Origin of the sequence: Pseudomonas sp. HN2, assembly GCF_020736465.1 — a bacterium.
GTDB classification, from domain to species: Bacteria; Pseudomonadota; Gammaproteobacteria; order Pseudomonadales; family Pseudomonadaceae; genus Aquipseudomonas; species Aquipseudomonas moraviensis_A.
Genome location: NZ_CP085885.1, coordinates 4,787,242 through 4,805,337, shown reverse-complemented (window position 1 = coordinate 4,805,337; position 18,096 = coordinate 4,787,242). Strand labels below are relative to the sequence as shown.

Here is an 18,096-nt window from a genome sequence, read left to right as displayed (position 1 = left end):
TTTGCCACGAGCGTCCGATATCCCGAAGGTATGCCGTAAACATTGTGTGAATCGGTGTTTGTGTTTCACAAGCCAATGGAGCCTCCCGTGCGCCAGCGTTATTTAGCCCTGCTCAGTGTGTTTGCCAGCCTCCCCGCGATGGCGCTGACCTACCAGACCCGTCTGGAGAACATTGAGTGGACGGTCGCCGGCGACCAGTTCGAATGCCGCCTGACCCAGCCGATCACCGATTTCGGCTCGGGCGAGTTCGTGCGCAAGGCCGGTGAGCAGGCGATCTTTCGTCTGAACGCCTACAACGCCATGCTTGGCGGCGGTTCGGCAACCTTGCTCGCGGCGGCTGCACCGTGGCAGCCGGGGCGTGGCGACATCAACCTGGGCTCTGTGCGCCTGGGCAGTGGCAACGTGTTGTTCAACAGCTCGCAATCGCAGGCCGGTGGATTGATCAGCGGCCTGCTGGACGGCCGCAGCCCGGTGGTACGCCGTGCTTCTGGCGATGGCCGCGTCTCCGAAGTGCGTCTGTTGCCGGTGAAATTCAGCAAGGCGTTCAACGATTACCAGACCTGTGTAGCGAAGCTGCTGCCGCAGAATTTCGACCAGATCAAACAGTCGCAGATCGGCTTCCCCGGCGAAGGCGTTGATCTGGACCCGGCTGCCAAGGCCAAACTGCAGGTGATGCTCGATTACATGAAGGCCGATCCGACGGTGAACCACATCGAACTCGATGGCCATTCCGACAACAGCGGCAATCGCCTGACCAACCGCGAACTGTCGCGCCGCCGGGCGCTGGCGGTGGTTGATTTCTTCAAGGCCAACGGCATCCAGGAATCGCAGATCACCGTGCGTTTCCACGGCGAGCAGTATCCGATCGTGCCGAACACCAGTAAGGCCAATCGTGCGAAGAATCGTCGGGTCAACGTGAAATTGTCGCGTGTGGCACCGACCACAGCCCCTGCGCCAGCACCGCAAGCGAGTACGCCAGCCACCGCCGCAACGACTTCCTGACTCGCCGGTCATCGTCGCGCTCTCGACAGATTCTGTCGCTTTGTCGTCTTAAGCTGTCGCGCCTCTGTAAATTATCGCGTTTGAGCGGTAGACTCCCCGGCTTTCCGTAGAACCCCGTGGAGTGATGGCATGGCGGACGTAAACAAGGTCGTTCTGGCGTATTCCGGCGGCCTGGACACTTCGGTGATCCTCAAGTGGCTGCAGGATACTTATAACTGTGAAGTGGTGACATTCACCGCCGATCTCGGTCAAGGCGAAGAGGTCGAGCCGGCCCGCGCCAAGGCTCAGGCCATGGGCGTCAAAGAAATCTACATCGACGACCTGCGCGAAGAATTCGTGCGTGATTTCGTGTTCCCGATGTTCCGCGCCAACACCGTTTACGAAGGCGAGTACCTGCTGGGCACATCCATCGCCCGTCCGCTGATCGCCAAGCGTCTGATCGAAATCGCCAACGAAACCGGCGCCGACGCCATTTCCCACGGCGCCACCGGCAAGGGCAACGACCAGGTGCGTTTCGAACTGGGCGCCTACGCGCTCAAGCCAGGCGTTAAAGTGATTGCGCCATGGCGCGAGTGGGACCTGTTGTCCCGCGAGAAGCTGATGGACTACGCCGAGAAGCACGCGATCCCGATCGAACGCCACGGCAAGAAAAAATCCCCGTACTCGATGGACGCCAACCTGCTGCACATTTCTTACGAAGGCGGCGTACTGGAAGATACCTGGACCGAGCACGAAGAAGACATGTGGCGCTGGACAGTCTCCCCGGAGAAGGCTCCCGACACCCCGCAATATCTGGAACTGACCTACCGCAACGGCGATATCGTCGCGCTGGACGGCGTCGAAATGACCCCGGCCACCGTACTGGCGACGCTGAACAGGATCGGCGGCGAACACGGCATCGGTCGTCTGGACATCGTCGAAAACCGTTACGTGGGCATGAAGTCCCGTGGCTGCTACGAGACCCCGGGCGGCACCATCATGCTGCGTGCTCACCGCGCCATCGAATCGATCACTCTGGACCGCGAAGTCGCTCACCTCAAAGACGAGTTGATGCCGAAGTACGCCAGCCTGATCTACACCGGCTACTGGTGGAGCCCTGAGCGTCTGATGCTGCAGCAGATGATCGACGCTTCGCAGGTCAACGTGAACGGTGTGGTGCGCCTCAAACTGTATAAAGGCAACGTGATCGTCACCGGGCGCAAGTCCGACGATTCGCTGTTCGACGCCAATATCGCGACCTTCGAAGAAGACGGCGGCGCCTACAACCAGGCGGACGCGGCGGGCTTCATCAAGCTCAACGCCTTGCGCATGCGCATTGCTGCCAACAAGGGCCGCAAGTTGTTCTGATTGATTCAGAACGACGCGCAATAAAAAAGGCGGCCTGTTCGGGGCCGCCTTTTTTTTGGAATTTTTGTCTGATTCATCAGGCTGGTCTCTCGTCTGTGCGCGTGCGGCGCATGACTCATCTGTCAGCTTGTTCTTCCCAACAACGTGACTGTCTGTGAGCACAGGTTGTAAACGATACACAGCGTCGCACCTGAGCCTTTCTTCGCTTGCCGGATCTGCTGCAATGCGGTGTGAGCCAGCGAGTCCGACACATGGTTGGACAAAAACACCAGCACTCGCGGGTTTTTTTTATCGGTTCTGCGCAAAGTCTCGAGAATCGCATCGAATTCCCTCGATGCATCAATATCCCTCGTGTCGATGATGTTCAGTTCGCTGATCAAGGGCGACAACTTGATGGTCTGTACAACCGGACTGGGTGGGTCGCCCATATCGGCTGGCGGATCTGGTGAATTGTGAATTCGGCATGGCCGTTGAAATCTGCCATCAGCCGTTTTACCCGACACGATGCTGCTGGTTATTTCGAAAGCGCACGGTGCGCCTGTCTCGTGCGGCGGTCCGTTTCGTTTGTTGACGCGCTCATGCTGCTCTGTTGCCCTTAAAAAGCTTTTGTCTTTGCCAAAATCCGAGGGTGAGTAGAGCGAGCGGTGGTTGAAGTTGAGGGTAATAAAAAAAAGAAACAACAAGTAGAAGGGAAAACTGATCAGAAACCAGACGTAGATTTCCCGATCCTTATTGTCAAGGAATGGCAGTGAGACGGCAGCCGATGTTTCCGAAATAATCGCAAATATTGCGATGACCGTCATTGGGTTGGTTATCTTTTTTTTTATCTTGAGCATTGTCTTGAGTTCGATAGGGTTGTTTGGCAGGTTGTATTTCTATTTATAGCAAAAGCAAGAATTTAAGTATGCGGCTGTTGTTTCAAGTTTTAAATTCCCGCTCAAGCACAGGGTGCTCTAAAGGATTCAGGCGCTACTGCGTAATGTTTCCATGATGAATGCCGCATTAGTACCGCCAGAGTTCCAGTGCTCCATGCCTCCCCGCTACTGAGGGCGGGCGTCGACAAGTCCGTTAACGGTTGGCGTAGGGCGCTGTCGCCGTGGAATTGAAAATCCTCACACCGGGGTGAAGGAATTAGCCGAATAAACAGCGCATCGAGGCTCGATTTGTGGGAATTATCCTCAATGCCTGTAGGGAATGTCTCTCGATGCAAGTGCGTGTAAAAGTTGTTATGCGATCGAGCAAGTGACTGGGATATCGTGCGTGTTCTAAAAATTCGAACAGCGAAAACTGGACTTGCCCATGAATAAAGTGCTGATCGTGGATGACCACCCCGTCATTCGACTTGCGGTACGTATGCTGATGGAACGGCATGGCTACGAAGTCATTGCAGAAACGGATAATGGCGTTGATGCACTACAAATTGCTCGCGAACAAATGCCGGATCTTGTCATTCTGGATATCGGAATACCCAAACTCGACGGGCTGGAAGTTATTGCACGCCTGACGTCCACCGTGATGCCGCTGAAAGTTCTGGTGCTGACTTCCCAGGCGCCCGGACATTTTTCAATGCGTTGCATGCAATCGGGTGCAGCAGGTTATGTGTGCAAGCAACAGGATCTGACCGAATTGCTGAGTGCAATCAAAGCAGTGCTCTCGGGATACAGTTACTTTCCCAACCAGGCCCTGCACACCGTGCGAACCAGTCTGGGCAATGCGAGTGAAGCGGACATGGTCGATCGCCTGTCCGGTCGGGAAATGATGGTGTTGCAACAGTTGGCGCGCGGCAAGACCAACAAGGAAATCGCCGATGGCATGTTTCTGAGCAACAAGACAGTGAGCACTTACAAGACTCGCCTGTTACTGAAACTCAATGCCCGCTCTCTGGTTGATCTGATCGAGCTGGCGCAGCGCAATGGCCTGGTCTGAACGATTCGACAGCTGAGACCGTCATGGGCCGATCAAGCTCAGTTGCCGCATAAAATGAAAAGCCTCCGTCAAGGGAGGCCTTCAGATATCAGAAATCAAAATCGTAGTCGGCCAATTGCCTTTGCAGTCGGCGCTCCTCAAGCAGGTTGTCGATTGTGCGACGCTTGCTGAGGTTGGTCTTGGCCACTTCAACCACCGGTTCGACCTCATCGGTATCGGTGGAAATAAGCTCTTCTACATCCAGTTGCTCTGTGTCGGTACTCATGAAGTCAACTCCCGGCTAAGACTGCCTTTGGCGCTCCTTATATCGACATTACTGCGGCGGGTAAAAAAGATTTTTTCAATCGATGGATGCAAAAAACTGATGGCGGATCAATCGTCGGAAGTTTTGTGTTTGTATTCGCACAGATCTTCGATGCGGCAGCTGCCGCAGCGCGGTTTGCGAGCCAGGCACACATAACGGCCGTGCAGAATCAGCCAATGGTGCGAGTCGAGCAGGAATTCTTTCGGTACAAACTTCATCAACTTCATTTCAACTTCCACAACGTTTTTCCCCGGCGCGATGCCGGTGCGGTTGCTGACCCGGAAAATGTGCGTGTCGACCGCCATGGTCAGTTGACGAAACGCCGTGTTGAGTACCACGTTGGCAGTCTTGCGTCCGACGCCCGGCAAGGCTTCCAGTTCCTCACGGGTCTGCGGGACCTCGCCGCCATGGCGTTCTACCAGCAGGCGACAGGTTTCGATGACGTTTTTCGCCTTGCTGTTGTAGAGGCCGATCGTCTTGATGTATTCCGACAGCCCCTCGACGCCCAGTGCGTGAATCGCGGCGGGTGTGTTGGCGACGGGGAAGAGTTTGGCAGTGGCCTTGTTGACCCCCACATCGGTGGACTGCGCCGAAAGAATTACCGCAATCAGCAACTCGAAGGGCGAAGAATAGGCCAGTTCGGTTTTCGGCTCGGGATTGTCTTCGTGCAGGCGGCGAAATATCTCAAGACGTTTTGCAGCATTCATGGGCGATGCGTTTCCTTGGTGACAGAGTTGCGGCGTGTCCACGCCTGACGAACGGCGAGAAGCAAACCCAGTAAAACAAAAGCGCCGGGAACCAGCGTAATCAGATGCAGCCCCTCGGGGAATAAAACCAGGCCTTGCCAATGCGCCGCCAGTCCTCGGCCAAGGGTGCCGTGACCGATAATCTCCCGCAACCCACCGAACAACAGCATGAGCGCGCCGAACAGGGCGCAGCGTTTGACGCGGGCAGCGACGGGCTCGCCGAAGAAGCCGTGGTACTCAAGCACGACGCAGTACAAGGCGATCAACCCTATATAGAGCTCGGTTTTCTGCTGCCATGGCAAAAACCAGCGTTGCGCGGCGAGATCCGCGCAACTGGTCAATGTCGCGGCGACGATCAGGCTGATCAGCAACGCGCTCATGCTCTTCACACGCCTGCGCAACGGCGACATGCAGACAGCAAAAACGCCGAGCACAGCGCCGAGCATCATCGTCATCCCCAGCGCCGCGTCCAACGTGGGTGTGGCGCCCAGGAGCGGCACCAGCATCAATAAACTCACCGTGTGTTTCATGGGCCAGCCCCCAGCAGCAGCTCCCGATGCTCATCGAAATAACGCAGAGCGTCATGAATTGCATGGAGGGTGGCACGGGAGGTGATGGTCGCGCCGGCGATCTGATCGAATTGCCCTTGATCCTTTTTCAGCGCCCAACCGGGGTCTGTCGGTTCATTGCGAGATTTACCGGTGAAACGCTGCAGCCAGGCATTCGGCCATTCACCAAGGTAGCCACCCAATCCCGGCGTTTCGCGCTGCTCCAGGGTTTTCACACCAAGGAGTCTGCCGTTGGCATCGATGGCGATCAGCAGTTCGAGCGTGCCTGCGTAACCCTCACTGCGACTGCGCAACAGCACGGCTACCGTTTGTCCGGATCGCATCGCCCGATAGCCGCCCGACAAAATGCTATGGCGCAACGTCACCTTGCCGAGGGCTAGCGGCCGTTCCAGCGGTTGATTGTCGTAATACCCGGCAGGGAGCACATCGAGCAGTTTGCGGCTGTCGAGCAAGCGTTGCTCGGCGCTGATCTGCGGCGCGCTGCTGCGTTGCAGCAGGTACGTCGCGCTGACGCCGCCGAGTGCGAGCAGCACAACCGTCACGACACTGGCCGAGCGGTTCATGCGCTCACCGGCGGCTGACGCCTGGCGGCGAAGCGCTCCAGTGCCGGTACCAGAAGATTCATCAGCAATACCGCGAACGCGACGCCGTCGGGGTAACCACCCCACGTGCGAATCAGATAAGTCAGCAGGCCGACGCCGATGCCGAACAACAGGCGGGCGAGGGGGCTTTTTGCACCGGAGACCGGTTCGGTGACGATAAAGAATGCACCGAGCATCGTGGCGCCGCTGAGCAGGTGAAACAGCGGCGAGCCATGGGAATCCGACCCCGAGCCGTTCCAGCACAACAGACTGATGACGAACAGACTGGCAAGCATGCCCACCGGCGCGTGCCAGGAAAAGACCCGCCGCTGCAACAGGAACAGGCCTCCGAGCAGGAACGCCAGATTCACCCACTCCACACCGCGCCCGCCAAAACGGCCCAAGGCCGGATTGCCGGCGAACAGCTCATCCATGGTCAGGCTTTTATTGATGCGCAAGCTGTCCAGTGCCGTGGCCTGCACCCAGGCGTCCGGCGCTGGTGCCGGACTGAAAACCTGTTGCAGCGCTGAAAGGAAATCAAGGCCATGACCCGGCCAGTGCGTCATCGCTTGCGGGAACAGCGCGATGCTCAAGGCAAAGCCAAGCATGGCCGGGTTGAACGGGTTCTTGCCGACGCCGCCATACAGGTGCTTGCCGAACAACAAACCCGAGGCGGTTGCGATGACCGTCAGCCACCAAGGGCAATAAGCGGGCAGCGCAACGGCCAGCAACATCGCGCTGACCAGCGCACTGCCATCGAGCAACGCAGGTTGCAGCGCTTGCCGACGCAGACGGGCAACGCCAGCCTCGACGAGCAAAGCGCTGACAACCGCCAGCAGCAGGTTGATCAACACGCCCCAGCCATACAGCCAGAACAAAGCAAGCAGCCCCGGCAGAGCTGCGAGCAGCACGCTATTCATCGCCTGTTGCAGGCGAGCGTCCGCTGCCTCAAGGGGCGGCATGGTCTTGCACCCGGCGCTCGGCATCGGTCACGGCGTGTTCCAGTGCGGCGATCTGCTCCGGCGCCGCCTCCGCGGCCTGGGCCTTTTTCAATTCGGCGCGGCGCATGGCCAACTGAATCTTCGCCCGCTTCAACTCTGCGTCGTTGCTCGGGGCAGGGACGACGAGAGTAGCCGGTTGACTGCTTTCCAGCTTTGCCAGTGCTTGCTCGGCGGCTTCGAATTGTTGTTGCAGCACGATCAATTGCGCCTGCTGCTCGAACGTCGGCGGATGACCAAAGGCTTTCAAGGATTTGTGCAGTTGCGCACGACTCATCGCCACATCGACCTTGGCCTTCTTCAGTGCCGCATCAGCGTTCGCCGCTTTTTGCGCACGCACCCGTTCAAGGGCGGCCTGCACCGGGTCGGCGGTGGAAACTTGCGGCTGTGCCGCACGCTGGGCTCGCGCCTCACGTTCGGCCTGTTTTTGCTGTTCTTCACGCAGCAGGCGCTGGTTGCGGCGCTCGAAACGCTGGCGCGCATGGTCACGCTTTTCAGCGCGGGCGCGCTGTTCATCAAGATCGAATGCGAGACCGCCAACCACCGGGATCGTGTTCGCAGGCAGAGGATGCATCTCGATGCAATCGACCGGGCATGGCGCGACGCACAGGTCACAACCGGTGCATTCGTCGATCAACACCGTGTGCATCAGTTTTGCCGCGCCGACGATGGCATCGACCGGGCAGGCCTGAATGCACTTGGTGCAGCCGATGCATTCGGCCTCGCGGATGAACGCCACCTGCGGCGGTGCCGGGCCCCGGCTGATGTCCAGTTCCAGCACCGGTATTTTCAACAGCTCGGCGAGGGCAGCGATGGTTTCCTCGCCGCCCGGCGGGCATTTGTTGATCGGCTCGCCATCAACGATGCCTTGCGCATAGGGTTTGCATCCGGGATGGCCGCACTTGCCGCATTGGGTCTGCGGCAGCAGGGCATCGATGCGTTGAATCAGACTCATGTTTTGATCAATCCACTGAATCCGAGAAAAATCACTGCGATCAGTCCGGCGCTGATCAGCTCGATCGGCAGGCCGCGAAAGGGCAGGGGAATATCGTTGGCGGCCGTGCGTTCACGCAGGTCGCAGAACACGCTCAGCACCAGCCAGAAACCCAGCCCGGCACCGAGGCTCAGGGCTGTCGCGTGCAGCAGGCCGTGGTCGTTTTGCGCATTGATCAGCGCCAGTCCGAGTACCCCGGCGTTGCCGAGCAACAGTGGCCACAAACCCTCGAAGGGCCAATCCGGCAGCCCGTGCGCCAGCAGTTTCAGCACCGGCGCGATCAATAACACACTCAGCGGCAGGAACACGAACAGACGCAGCGCTTCAAGCTGCAGTGGCACCAGCATCCACTGCCAGATCGCCTGACCGATGACGCCGACGATCATCATCAGGCACAACGTCGCCAACCCTAGCGCATGCACTTGCCGTCGGCTACCCGCCAGCAGCGGAGCGACGCCCAGCGGCCAGTGCAACACGAAGTTGTTGAGCAGCGCAGCACTGATCAGCGTTAACACGAGTTCGGTCATGGTTCTGCCAGCGAAACGGGCGGGTATCCTTAAGGTTAGGCACTATCCGGCCAGATATGAAAAATCCCACCGGCATGCGGGGCACGTCGGTGGGATCGTTTTACGGCAACGTCTTACTTGATGCGCTGACCCGGCTTGGCGCCGCTGTCCGGACTCAGCAGGTAGATCTCTTCACCGCCGGGACCTGCAGCCATGATCATGCCCTCGGAAATACCGAACTTCATTTTCCGTGGCTTGAGGTTGGCGATCATCATGGTCAGGCGCCCGTCGAGTTTCGACGGATCCGGGTAAGCGCTCTTGATCCCGGAGAACACATTGCGTTGCTCGTCACCGATATCGAGGGTCAGGCGCAGCAGTTTGTCGGCGCCCTCCACGTGTTCGGCCTTGACGATCAGCGCGACGCGCAGGTCGATGGCGGCGAACGCGTCGAAATCGATTTCCGGCGACAGCGGATCCTTGGCCAACTCGCCGTTGCCCGCAGGCTTGGCTTCGCCGGTGTCGGTCTGGCTGGCGGTCAGGTCTTCTTTCGAGGCGTCGGTCATGGCTTGCACTTTTACCGGGTCGATGCGGGTCATCAACGGTTTGAATTCGTTCAACTGATGGTTGGCCAGCAGGGTGGTGTGGTCGTTCCAGGTCAGCGGCGCGACGTTGAGGAACGCCTCGGCATCGGCGGCCAGCAGCGGCAGCACCGGTTTGAGGAAGATCACCAACTGGCGGAACAGGTTGATGCCGGTGGCGCAGATTGCCTGGACTTCATCCTGCTTGCCTTCCTGCTTGTTCAGCGACCACGGTGCCTTGTCGGCGATCCACGCGTTGGCGCGGTCGGCCAGGGCCATGGTTTCACGCATGGCACGGGCGAAGTCGCGGGCTTCATAGGCGTCGGCAATGCTCGGCGCAGCGGCGAGGAAGGCCTCGGTCAGTTCCGGCGCGGCATTGTTGTCGACCAGCAGGCCAGCGTTGCCCTTGTGAATGAAACCGGCGCAACGGCTGGCGATGTTGACCACTTTGCCGACCAGGTCGGAGTTGACCTTCTGCACGAAGTCTTCGAGGTTCAGGTCGAGGTCATCGACGCCACGGCCCAGTTTGGCTGCGTAGTAATAGCGCAGGTATTCCGGCGACAGGTGATCGAGATAGGTGCGGGCCTTGATGAAGGTGCCGCGCGACTTCGACATTTTCTGGCCGTTGACGGTCAGGTAGCCGTGCACGTTGATGCCGGTCGGCTTGCGGAAGCCGGCGCCTTCGAGCATCGCTGGCCAGAACAGCGCGTGGAAATTGACGATGTCCTTGCCGATGAAGTGATACAGCTCGGCGGTCGAGTCCTTGCCCCAGAACGCGTCGAAGTCAAGCGCAGGCGTACGGTCGCAGAGGTTCTTGAAACTCGCCATGTAGCCGATCGGCGCATCCAGCCAGACGTAGAAATACTTGCCCGGCTCGCCCGGAATCTCGAAGCCGAAGTACGGCGCATCGCGCGAGATGTCCCACTGTTGCAGGCCGGCGTCCAGCCATTCGGCGATTTTGTTCGCCACGGCGTCCTGCAGGGTGCCGCTACGGGTCCAGGCCTGGAGCATGTCTTGGAAATCCGGCAGCTTGAAGAAGAAGTGCTGGGAATCCTTGAGCACCGGGGTGGCGCCGGAGATCGCCGACTTCGGATCCTTCAGGTCGGTCGGAGCGTAGGTCGCGCCGCATTTTTCGCAGTTGTCGCCATACTGGTCTTCGGTGCCGCATTTCGGGCAGGTGCCCTTGATGAAGCGGTCGGCCAGGAACATTTTCTTTTCCGGGTCGAAATACTGGGTGATCGAGCGCTGGGCGATGTGCCCGGCGTCACGCAGCTTGAGGTAGATCTGGCTCGACAGCTCACGGTTTTCTTCGGCGTGAGTGGAGTGGAAGTTGTCGAAATCAACCAGGAAGTCGGCAAAGTCGGCGCTGTGTTCAGCCTGCACGTTGGCGATCAGTTGTTCCGGGGTGATGCCTTCCTTTTCCGCGCGCAGCATGATCGCCGAACCGTGGGCGTCGTCGGCGCAGACATAGATGCATTGGTTGCCGCGATGCTTCTGGAAGCGCACCCACATATCGGTCTGGATGTATTCCAGCATGTGGCCAAGGTGGATCGAACCGTTGGCGTAGGGCAGGGCGCTGGTGACGAGGATCTTGCGTGGCTCGGACATGGGGCTTCGCTACTTGATGAAACGGAGGTCGGCCACTATAAAGCGCCGGCAAAGATATTTCACCCCTGCAAATGGTTGCCGGGCATGCCGTCTGGAGGGCAGAAGGGGTAGGATAGCCGCCATCCTTTCCAGTCTTGTTATCGGAGTTGCCCATGAGCGCCGTCACTCGCGCAGCGGTGGAAGCCGTCCTCAGCCAATACACCGACCCTTACCTGAACCAGGACCCGCTCAGCGCCGGTTGCGTGAAAAACATCGAGATCATCGGTGACCGCGTCAATGTGCAGATGGAAATCGGCTATGCCGCGGGGCTGTTCAAGAGCGGTTGGGCGCAGATGCTGCAACTGGCAATCGAAAATCTCGACGGCGTCACGGCAGCGAAAGTCGAGGTCACCAGCGTGATCGCCGCGCACAAGGCCCAGGCGCAGATTCCGGGGCTGGCCAACGTCAAGAACGTCGTCGCTGTCGCTTCCGGCAAGGGCGGCGTGGGCAAATCCACCACTGCCGCCAACCTCGCACTGGCACTGGCCCGCGAAGGCGCCAAGGTCGGCATCCTCGACGCCGATATCTACGGCCCGAGCCAGGGCATCATGTTCGGCATCCCCGAGCGCACCCGCCCGGAAATCAAGGATCAGAAGTGGTTCGTTCCGCTCAAGGCCCACGGTGTGGAAGTCATGTCGATGGCATTCCTGACCGACGACAACACGCCGATGGTCTGGCGCGGGCCGATGGTTTCCGGGGCGCTGCTGCAATTGGTCACGCAGACTGCGTGGGGCGATCTGGATTACCTGGTCATCGACATGCCACCAGGCACCGGCGACATCCAGCTGACCCTGGCGCAGAAAGTCCCGGTGGCGGGCGCGGTGATCGTCACCACGCCGCAGGATCTGGCGCTGCTCGATGCACGCAAAGGCGTGGAAATGTTCCGCAAGGTCAACATTCCGGTGCTGGGCGTGGTGGAAAACATGGCGGTGCACATCTGCTCGAACTGCGGGCATGCCGAGCATCTGTTCGGTGAAGGTGGCGGTGAGAAACTGGCCACCCAGTACGGCGTCGAACTGCTGGCCTCGCTGCCGCTGTCGATGCTGATCCGCGAACAGGCCGACGGCGGCAAGCCAACCGTGATCGCCGAGCCGGACAGCCAGATCGCCATGGTCTATCAGGAACTGGCCCGCCACGTCGGCGCGCGCATTGTGTTGCAGGAAGCCGTTACGCCGGCGATGCCGAACATCACCATCAGCGACGATTGATCAATTCGCAACACCGATATACCTGTAGGAGTGAGCCTGCTCGCGATTGCGGTCGTTCATTCAACGCATCTGTTGAATGTTAATCCGCTATCGCGAGCAGGCTCACTCCTACAGTGGTTTTGTGGTGGGACTTAGATACGCAACCCGCCATCCATCTCCAGAATCCGCCCGGTGTAATAGTCGTTCTCGAAGATATACGCCGCCGAATGGGCGATCTCTTCCGGCTTGCCCATGCGCTTGAGCGGAATACCCGAGGTCATCTTCTCCAGCGCTTCCGGCTTCATGCCCAGGGTCATCTCGGTTTCGATGAAGCCCGGCGCAATGCCCGCGACGCGAATGCCGTAACGCGCCAGCTCTTTTGCCCAGGTCACGGTCGCCGCCGCTACGCCAGCCTTGGCTGCCGAGTAGTTGGTCTGGCCGACGTTACCCGCGCGGGAGATCGACGAAATATTGATGATCGCGCCGCTGTTCTTCAGCTCGACCATTTTCGCCGCGACTTCACGGGTGCAGAGGAACACGCCGGTCAGGTTGACGTCGATCACCGCCTGCCACTGGGCGAGGCTCATCTTGCTCATCTCGCCGTCCTTGACCTTCAGCAGCAGACCATCGCGCAGGATCCCGGCGTTGTTGATCAAGCCGTGGATGGCGCCGAAGTCTTCGGCCACTTGCGCGACCATGTGCTCGACCTGTTCTTCATTGGCGACGTTGCACAGGTAGCTGCGCGCGTCGACACCCTTGGCTTTGCAGGCGGCCACGGCGTCGTCGAGTTTTTCCTGATTCAGATCGACCAGGGCCAGTTTCGCGCCCTTGCCGGCGAAATACTCGGCCATGGAGCGGCCCAAACCCTGGCAACCGCCGGTGATAATGATTACTTTGTCGTTGAGTTGCATTCGCATGTCCCGCTGGCAGGTCTGAGTTGTTTTTGTTGTCGGCAACGCTCGATCGGCACCGGTCCGGGCCTGGTTGCACTAGAACATTTGCCCGATGCGCGCCGGTTACTTTTCGCTGCGCGCCTGTCCGTTTTCTAGACGGAACCCATTCAAGGAGTCACAAATTGAGCGCTGAAGTGGCGAAGAATGCCCGAGAATTGCTTCTCAAGGAATACCGTGGAGTGCTGTCGACCCATTCCAGATCGATGCCCGGTTTTCCCTTCGGCTCGGTTGTGCCGTATTGCCTGGACGAGCAGGGCCGGCCGCTGATTCTGATCAGCCGCATCGCCCAGCACACCCACAACCTGCAGAAGGATCCGAAGTGCTCGATGCTGGTGGGCGAGCGCGAGGCCGACGATGTGCAGGCGGTCGGGCGTCTGACCTATCTGGCGCAAGCGCAGAAGCTCGAGGACCCGGCAGCCATCGAGGCCGCCACCGAACGTTATTACCGCTATTTCCCCGACTCGCAGAACTATCACCAGGCTCATGATTTCGATTTCTGGGTGCTCGATCCGGTGCGCCATCGCTACATCGGCGGGTTTGGCGCGATCCACTGGGTCGACCATCTGACCCTGGCCAACCCGTTCGCCGGCAAGGCGGAAATCAGCATGGTCGAGCACAAGAACAGCGACCACGCTAAAGCCATCGCCCATTACGTCGCGCTGGCGGGGCTGCCGAACAGCGAGCCGGCGCAACTGGCCGGCATCGACAGCGAAGGCATGCACCTGCGCATCGGTCAGGCGCTGTACTGGTTACCCTTCGCGGCGCCATGTAATACGCCGACACAAGTGCGCGAGGCCTTGCTTTCATTGGCTCACGCCGAGGTCTGGCCAAAAAAACCGGATTCTTAAGGTTGAATTCACGCAAGGGCGACGTCATCTAAGGCTTACTGCAAGGCATTTCTTGCGTTGAGGAAACTTTGATGCGCCCTTTTCTGTTGCTCTTTCTGCTGTTTCCAGTGCTGGAGCTGTTCGTATTCGTCAAAGTGGCAGGCTCTATCGGGTTCTTCCCGGCCCTGCTGCTGATCATTCTCGGCTCGATGTTCGGTGTGTTCGTGCTGCGCGTCGCCGGTCTGGCCACCGCATTGCGTGCCCGGGAAAACCTGAACCGCGGCGAATTGCCCGCGCAGACCATGCTCGAAGGCCTGATGCTGGCGCTGGCCGGCGGCCTGTTGATCATCCCCGGCTTCATCAGTGATGTGGTCGGTCTGGTGATGCTGTTGCCGGTCACCCGCCGTCTGCTGGCAAACAAGATGCGTCAGCGCGCCGAAGACCAGGCCATGCGCCAGCGCGCCTTCGCCGACGACCTGCAACCCCGTGGCGGCCCGGCACCGCGCGAGCCGCTGGGGCGAGAGCCGAATGTGATCGAAGGCGAGTTCGAGCACCGCGACAACAAGTGACATCAGCATCGACACGGCACCTGCGGGTGCCGTGCTCGTTTATGGCTGTTATTTACCGTGTCTGGATGAAAAATTTTTTCCGCCAGCCCTTGTAATCGGCTTGTACGCCCCTATGTATCGGTCACCGAAAGGTTTCCGGTATTTGAACCGGACAGACTTCCGCGGTTCGCTCGACGAATCGCGACCGGCGCAGGCCGGATTTGTTAAACCCGCCGGGACTACACCGGCCGATGAAAACCACAATTAGGAGAGATCGACAATGAAGCTTCGTCCTCTGCATGACCGCGTCGTTATCCGTCGCAGCGAAGAAGAAAAGAAAACCGCTGGCGGTATCGTCCTGCCAGGTTCGGCTGCTGAAAAAGCCAACCACGGTGTGATTCTCGCTGTAGGCCCGGGCAAAGCTCTGGAAAACGGTGAAGTGCGTGCACTGTCCGTGAAGGAAGGCGACAAGGTTGTGTTCGGTCCTTACTCCGGCAGCAACACTGTGAAAGTCGATGGCGAAGACCTGCTGGTAATGAGCGAGAACGAAATTCTCGCGGTTATCGAAGGCTGATACTCCCGTTCATTTTCCCGTTACTACAAAGTATTTAAGGAATATCGATCATGGCTGCTAAAGAAGTTAAGTTCGGCGATGCCGCCCGCACCAAGATGCTCAAAGGCGTCAACGTTCTGGCTGACGCGGTAAAAGCGACCCTGGGCCCGAAAGGCCGTAACGTGGTTATCGAGAAGAGCTTCGGCGCTCCGACCATCACCAAGGACGGCGTTTCCGTCGCCAAAGAGATCGAACTCGAAGATCGTTTCGAAAACATGGGCGCGCAGCTGGTCAAAGACGTTGCCTCCCGTGCCAACGATGACGCTGGTGACGGTACTACCACCGCTACCGTTCTGGCTCAGTCGATCGTCAACGAAGGCCTGAAAGCCGTCGCTGCCGGCATGAACCCGATGGACCTCAAGCGCGGCATCGACAAGGCGACCATCGCCATCGTCAAAGAGCTCAAAGCCCTGTCCAAGCCATGCGCTGACTTCAAGGCCATCGCTCAGGTCGGCACCATCTCGGCCAACTCCGACAACTCCATCGGCGACATCATTGCCGAAGCCATGGAAAAAGTCGGTAAAGAAGGCGTGATCACCGTTGAAGAAGGCTCGGGCCTGGAAAACGAACTGTCGGTTGTAGAAGGCATGCAGTTCGACCGTGGCTACCTGTCGCCATACTTCGTCAACAAGCCGGACACCATGGTTGCCGAGCTCGACGGCCCGCTGATCCTGCTGGTCGACAAGAAGATCTCGAACATCCGCGAAATGCTGCCAGTGCTGGAAGCCGTTGCCAAAGCCGGCCGTCCACTGCTGATCGTGGCCGAAGACGTTGAAGGCGAAGCCCTGGCGACTCTGGTTGTGAACAACATGCGTGGCATCGTCAAAGTCGCTGCCGTCAAGGCACCGGGCTTCGGCGACCGTCGCAAGGCCATGCTGCAGGACATCGCTGTTCTGACCGGCGGTACCGTGATCTCCGAAGAGATCGGTCTGAGCCTGGAAAGCACCACCCTGGAGCACCTGGGTAACGCCAAGCGCGTCACCCTGTCCAAGGAAAACACCATCATCGTTGACGGTGCTGGCGTGCAGGCAGACATCGAAGGCCGTATCGCCCAGATCCGTGCCCAGGTTGCCGAAACTTCCTCGGACTACGACCGTGAAAAACTGCAAGAGCGTCTGGCCAAGCTGTCCGGCGGCGTTGCGGTGATCAAGGTTGGCGCTGGTTCCGAAGTTGAAATGAAAGAGAAGAAAGCCCGCGTTGAAGACGCCCTGCACGCAACCCGCGCAGCCGTTGAAGAAGGCGTGGTACCTGGCGGTGGCGTGGCGCTGATCCGTGCTCTGGAAGCACTGACCGAGCTGACCGGCGACAACGCTGACCAGAACGTCGGTATCGCTGTGCTGCGTCGCGCTGTTGAAGCGCCGCTGCGTCAGATCGCTGCCAACTCCGGTGACGAGCCAAGCGTCGTCGTCAACGAAGTGAAGAACGGCAAAGGTAACTTCGGTTACAACGCTGCTTCCGGCGAATACGGCGACATGATCGAAATGGGCATCCTGGACCCAACCAAGGTAACCCGTTCGGCTCTGCAAGCCGCAGCTTCGATCGGCGGTCTGATCCTGACCACCGAAGCAGCTGTTGCTGACGCACCGAAGAAAGAAGGTGCAGCGGGCGGCGGCATGCCAGACATGGGCGGCATGGGTGGCATGGGCGGCATGATGTAAGCCAGCCCTGGCCCTGTAACGCAAAACCCCGCTGGCGAAAGTCAGCGGGGTTTTTTATTGTCCGAATTCCAGAGTTGCACCGCCCCCTGTAGGAGTGAGCCTGCTCGCGATAGCGGTATGTCAGTCACTGGCTATTTGAATGACACACCGCTATCGCGAGCAGGCTCACTCCTACATTGGATTTGTATTTCAGGCGTTGATTGGCTGCGGATTCAAAACCGTCGAAGTCTTGCCTGCCGGGCGATAAAGCACCCAGTAATAGGCCCCCAGACAAATCAGCCAGCAGAAGATCGCCGTCCATACGTTGTGCGAAAAGAAGTGCGCGCCCTGCATCATGCGGCTGATCGAGAACACCGAGCCTAGCGCGAAGGCAAATACAAACGCCAGCCGTGCCAGCCGAGGACGGCGGTCGCGCAGCACGAAGAACAACGCAAACAAGGTGAACCCGGTCGCTGCATGGCCACCCGGCCAGCAACGCCCGGGCTTGTCGGTGGCGGGACGATGCTCCATCAGTTTGCTGTAGGTTTCGTGGCCGCCGAATTGCTCCAGACTCCATGGGCACTGCACCGCGGTAACGGCTTTGACCGGAGTGACGAACGAAGTGGCCAGTCCCAGCGATAGCACCAGACAGCCCAATTCACGCTTGAACGGTTTCAGCCGTTCGATGAAAAACGCGCCGATGAAACCGAGGATGGCAAATACCGAGAAGCCGATCACCACCTGTTTCGCCCGGTCATGCAGGATGTCTTCGAGAAAATAGCTGTGCCGCCCGATGAAATCACCGGCGACCGGGTCGTAGAACATTCGCGCCAGAACCATGTCCAGATCGGTCAGTTCCAGCAACAGCAGAATGATCGCCGCCGCTGCGGGAATGCCCAGACACAACCACCCGTTCAGTGGTCTTGAAGCGGGAAGGGCAGAGGTCGACACCATGGCAGATTCCTTGGTCGATGAAGGGAGTGGAGAGAGCGAGATCGCGCGGAGTCTGCGCGCGGTGGCGTTGGCGATTCGTTAATCGAAAGTGAAAAAAACGTCGGGTAGCGCAATGCGCGGGTTTATCCAACGGCCCCTAGCCCTGAGCCACACTTGGCCGTAAGCTGCGCGGGCCAAGA

The 18,096-nt window shown here is 59.1% G+C and carries 19 protein-coding genes; 8 read left to right on the top strand and 11 right to left on the bottom strand.

Annotation, left to right across the window (positions count from 1 at the left end; all coding sequences use genetic code 11):
• Positions 1-87: 87 nt before the first annotated feature.
• On the top strand, positions 88-1,002 hold the full coding sequence (locus tag LIS66_RS21235; protein WP_064365091.1) for a flagellar protein MotY: 915 nt from the start codon (positions 88-90) through the stop codon (positions 1,000-1,002).
• Between the two features lie 129 nt (positions 1,003-1,131).
• Positions 1,132-2,349 carry an argininosuccinate synthase gene (locus LIS66_RS21230; protein ID WP_011335737.1) on the top strand — a complete coding sequence of 406 codons (1,218 nt, stop codon included), beginning with the start codon at positions 1,132-1,134 and terminating at the stop codon, positions 2,347-2,349.
• A gap of 122 nt (positions 2,350-2,471) precedes the next feature.
• Here the strand turns inward: LIS66_RS21230 and LIS66_RS21225 are convergent, their stop codons facing one another.
• Complete coding sequence (locus LIS66_RS21225; protein ID WP_042607365.1) at positions 2,472-3,185, bottom strand: hypothetical protein; 714 nt, start codon at positions 3,183-3,185, stop codon at positions 2,472-2,474.
• A gap of 463 nt (positions 3,186-3,648) precedes the next feature.
• Here LIS66_RS21225 and LIS66_RS21220 point away from each other — a divergent pair, with 463 nt between their 5' ends.
• Positions 3,649-4,275 carry a response regulator transcription factor gene (locus LIS66_RS21220; protein WP_042607364.1) on the top strand — a complete coding sequence of 209 codons (627 nt, stop codon included), beginning with the start codon at positions 3,649-3,651 and terminating at the stop codon, positions 4,273-4,275.
• An 88-nt stretch (positions 4,276-4,363) separates the two neighbouring features.
• Here the strand turns inward: LIS66_RS21220 and LIS66_RS21215 are convergent, their stop codons facing one another.
• The 8 genes from LIS66_RS21215 to metG form a co-directional block, all read right to left on the bottom strand.
• Positions 4,364-4,540, bottom strand: coding sequence for a PA3496 family putative envelope integrity protein (locus LIS66_RS21215; protein ID WP_042607363.1), 177 nt, complete (start codon positions 4,538-4,540; stop codon positions 4,364-4,366).
• A 107-nt stretch (positions 4,541-4,647) separates the two neighbouring features.
• Positions 4,648-5,286: an endonuclease III gene (gene nth, locus LIS66_RS21210; protein ID WP_016773410.1), complete on the bottom strand. Its 639-nt coding sequence runs from the start codon at positions 5,284-5,286 to the stop codon at positions 4,648-4,650.
• Positions 5,283-5,855, bottom strand: a complete 573-nt coding sequence (locus LIS66_RS21205) for an Rnf-Nqr domain containing protein (RefSeq protein WP_227972986.1) — start codon at positions 5,853-5,855, stop codon at positions 5,283-5,285. The genes nth and LIS66_RS21205 overlap by 4 nt, the downstream gene beginning before the upstream one ends.
• Positions 5,852-6,457 (bottom strand): RnfABCDGE type electron transport complex subunit G, encoded by a 606-nt coding sequence (locus tag LIS66_RS21200; RefSeq protein ID WP_123418824.1) that lies wholly within the window; start codon positions 6,455-6,457, stop codon positions 5,852-5,854. Before LIS66_RS21200 ends, LIS66_RS21205 begins: the two co-directional genes overlap by 4 nt.
• Complete coding sequence (locus LIS66_RS21195; RefSeq protein ID WP_227972985.1) at positions 6,454-7,437, bottom strand: RnfABCDGE type electron transport complex subunit D; 984 nt, start codon at positions 7,435-7,437, stop codon at positions 6,454-6,456. The genes LIS66_RS21200 and LIS66_RS21195 overlap by 4 nt, the downstream gene beginning before the upstream one ends.
• Complete coding sequence (gene rsxB, locus LIS66_RS21190; RefSeq protein WP_227972984.1) at positions 7,424-8,428, bottom strand: electron transport complex subunit RsxB; 1,005 nt, start codon at positions 8,426-8,428, stop codon at positions 7,424-7,426. The genes LIS66_RS21195 and rsxB overlap by 14 nt, the downstream gene beginning before the upstream one ends.
• Positions 8,425-8,994: an electron transport complex protein RnfA gene (locus LIS66_RS21185; RefSeq protein ID WP_227972983.1), complete on the bottom strand. Its 570-nt coding sequence runs from the start codon at positions 8,992-8,994 to the stop codon at positions 8,425-8,427. The genes rsxB and LIS66_RS21185 overlap by 4 nt, the downstream gene beginning before the upstream one ends.
• Positions 8,995-9,107: 113 nt before the next feature.
• The gene (metG, locus tag LIS66_RS21180; RefSeq protein ID WP_227972982.1) at positions 9,108-11,159 is read right to left on the bottom strand and encodes a methionine--tRNA ligase; all 2,052 of its coding nucleotides are present in this window, start codon (positions 11,157-11,159) and stop codon (positions 9,108-9,110) included.
• Between the two features lie 152 nt (positions 11,160-11,311).
• On the opposite strand from metG, the gene apbC reads away from it, so the two are divergent.
• The gene (gene apbC, locus LIS66_RS21175) at positions 11,312-12,406 is read left to right on the top strand and encodes an iron-sulfur cluster carrier protein ApbC (RefSeq protein WP_064365081.1); all 1,095 of its coding nucleotides are present in this window, start codon (positions 11,312-11,314) and stop codon (positions 12,404-12,406) included.
• 131 nt (positions 12,407-12,537) lie between these two features.
• On the opposite strand, the gene LIS66_RS21170 is transcribed toward apbC, so the two are convergent.
• The gene (locus LIS66_RS21170; protein ID WP_065616672.1) at positions 12,538-13,296 is read right to left on the bottom strand and encodes an SDR family oxidoreductase; all 759 of its coding nucleotides are present in this window, start codon (positions 13,294-13,296) and stop codon (positions 12,538-12,540) included.
• Positions 13,297-13,460: 164 nt separating this feature from the next.
• Here LIS66_RS21170 and LIS66_RS21165 point away from each other — a divergent pair, with 164 nt between their 5' ends.
• The 4 genes from LIS66_RS21165 to groL all read left to right on the top strand — a co-directional run bounded on the left by LIS66_RS21165 (position 13,461) and on the right by groL (position 16,984).
• Complete coding sequence (locus tag LIS66_RS21165; RefSeq protein ID WP_227972981.1) at positions 13,461-14,186, top strand: HugZ family protein; 726 nt, start codon at positions 13,461-13,463, stop codon at positions 14,184-14,186.
• Between the two features lie 71 nt (positions 14,187-14,257).
• Positions 14,258-14,734: an FxsA family protein gene (locus LIS66_RS21160; protein ID WP_227972980.1), complete on the top strand. Its 477-nt coding sequence runs from the start codon at positions 14,258-14,260 to the stop codon at positions 14,732-14,734.
• A 259-nt stretch (positions 14,735-14,993) separates the two neighbouring features.
• Positions 14,994-15,287 (top strand): co-chaperone GroES, encoded by a 294-nt coding sequence (locus tag LIS66_RS21155; protein ID WP_007916610.1) that lies wholly within the window; start codon positions 14,994-14,996, stop codon positions 15,285-15,287.
• A gap of 50 nt (positions 15,288-15,337) precedes the next feature.
• Positions 15,338-16,984 carry a chaperonin GroEL gene (gene groL, locus LIS66_RS21150; protein ID WP_065616674.1) on the top strand — a complete coding sequence of 549 codons (1,647 nt, stop codon included), beginning with the start codon at positions 15,338-15,340 and terminating at the stop codon, positions 16,982-16,984.
• Positions 16,985-17,173: 189 nt separating this feature from the next.
• Here the strand turns inward: groL and LIS66_RS21145 are convergent, their stop codons facing one another.
• Entirely contained in the window at positions 17,174-17,917 is a 744-nt protein-coding gene (locus LIS66_RS21145) for a phosphatase PAP2 family protein (protein ID WP_083353479.1), read from the bottom strand.
• Positions 17,918-18,096 lie beyond the last annotated feature (179 nt).

What these genes read in the sequence shown, in the direction of transcription:
- rsxB (WP_227972984.1), bottom strand. Translation starts at nt 8,428, where the DNA reads ATGAGTCTGATTCAACGCATCGATGCCCTGCTGCCGCAGACCCAATGC.
- LIS66_RS21230 (WP_011335737.1), top strand. Translation starts at nt 1,132, where the DNA reads ATGGCGGACGTAAACAAGGTCGTTCTGGCGTATTCCGGCGGCCTGGAC.
- apbC (WP_064365081.1), top strand. Translation starts at nt 11,312, where the DNA reads ATGAGCGCCGTCACTCGCGCAGCGGTGGAAGCCGTCCTCAGCCAATAC.
- LIS66_RS21155 (WP_007916610.1), top strand. Translation starts at nt 14,994, where the DNA reads ATGAAGCTTCGTCCTCTGCATGACCGCGTCGTTATCCGTCGCAGCGAA.
- LIS66_RS21160 (WP_227972980.1), top strand. Translation starts at nt 14,258, where the DNA reads ATGCGCCCTTTTCTGTTGCTCTTTCTGCTGTTTCCAGTGCTGGAGCTG.
- LIS66_RS21200 (WP_123418824.1), bottom strand. Translation starts at nt 6,457, where the DNA reads ATGAACCGCTCGGCCAGTGTCGTGACGGTTGTGCTGCTCGCACTCGGC.
- groL (WP_065616674.1), top strand. Translation starts at nt 15,338, where the DNA reads ATGGCTGCTAAAGAAGTTAAGTTCGGCGATGCCGCCCGCACCAAGATG.
- LIS66_RS21170 (WP_065616672.1), bottom strand. Translation starts at nt 13,296, where the DNA reads ATGCAACTCAACGACAAAGTAATCATTATCACCGGCGGTTGCCAGGGT.
- LIS66_RS21185 (WP_227972983.1), bottom strand. Translation starts at nt 8,994, where the DNA reads ATGACCGAACTCGTGTTAACGCTGATCAGTGCTGCGCTGCTCAACAAC.
- LIS66_RS21220 (WP_042607364.1), top strand. Translation starts at nt 3,649, where the DNA reads ATGAATAAAGTGCTGATCGTGGATGACCACCCCGTCATTCGACTTGCG.
- LIS66_RS21225 (WP_042607365.1), bottom strand. Translation starts at nt 3,185, where the DNA reads ATGCTCAAGATAAAAAAAAAGATAACCAACCCAATGACGGTCATCGCA.
- LIS66_RS21215 (WP_042607363.1), bottom strand. Translation starts at nt 4,540, where the DNA reads ATGAGTACCGACACAGAGCAACTGGATGTAGAAGAGCTTATTTCCACC.
- LIS66_RS21195 (WP_227972985.1), bottom strand. Translation starts at nt 7,437, where the DNA reads ATGCCGCCCCTTGAGGCAGCGGACGCTCGCCTGCAACAGGCGATGAAT.
- LIS66_RS21205 (WP_227972986.1), bottom strand. Translation starts at nt 5,855, where the DNA reads ATGAAACACACGGTGAGTTTATTGATGCTGGTGCCGCTCCTGGGCGCC.
- nth (WP_016773410.1), bottom strand. Translation starts at nt 5,286, where the DNA reads ATGAATGCTGCAAAACGTCTTGAGATATTTCGCCGCCTGCACGAAGAC.
- LIS66_RS21145 (WP_083353479.1), bottom strand. Translation starts at nt 17,917, where the DNA reads ATGGTGTCGACCTCTGCCCTTCCCGCTTCAAGACCACTGAACGGGTGG.
- metG (WP_227972982.1), bottom strand. Translation starts at nt 11,159, where the DNA reads ATGTCCGAGCCACGCAAGATCCTCGTCACCAGCGCCCTGCCCTACGCC.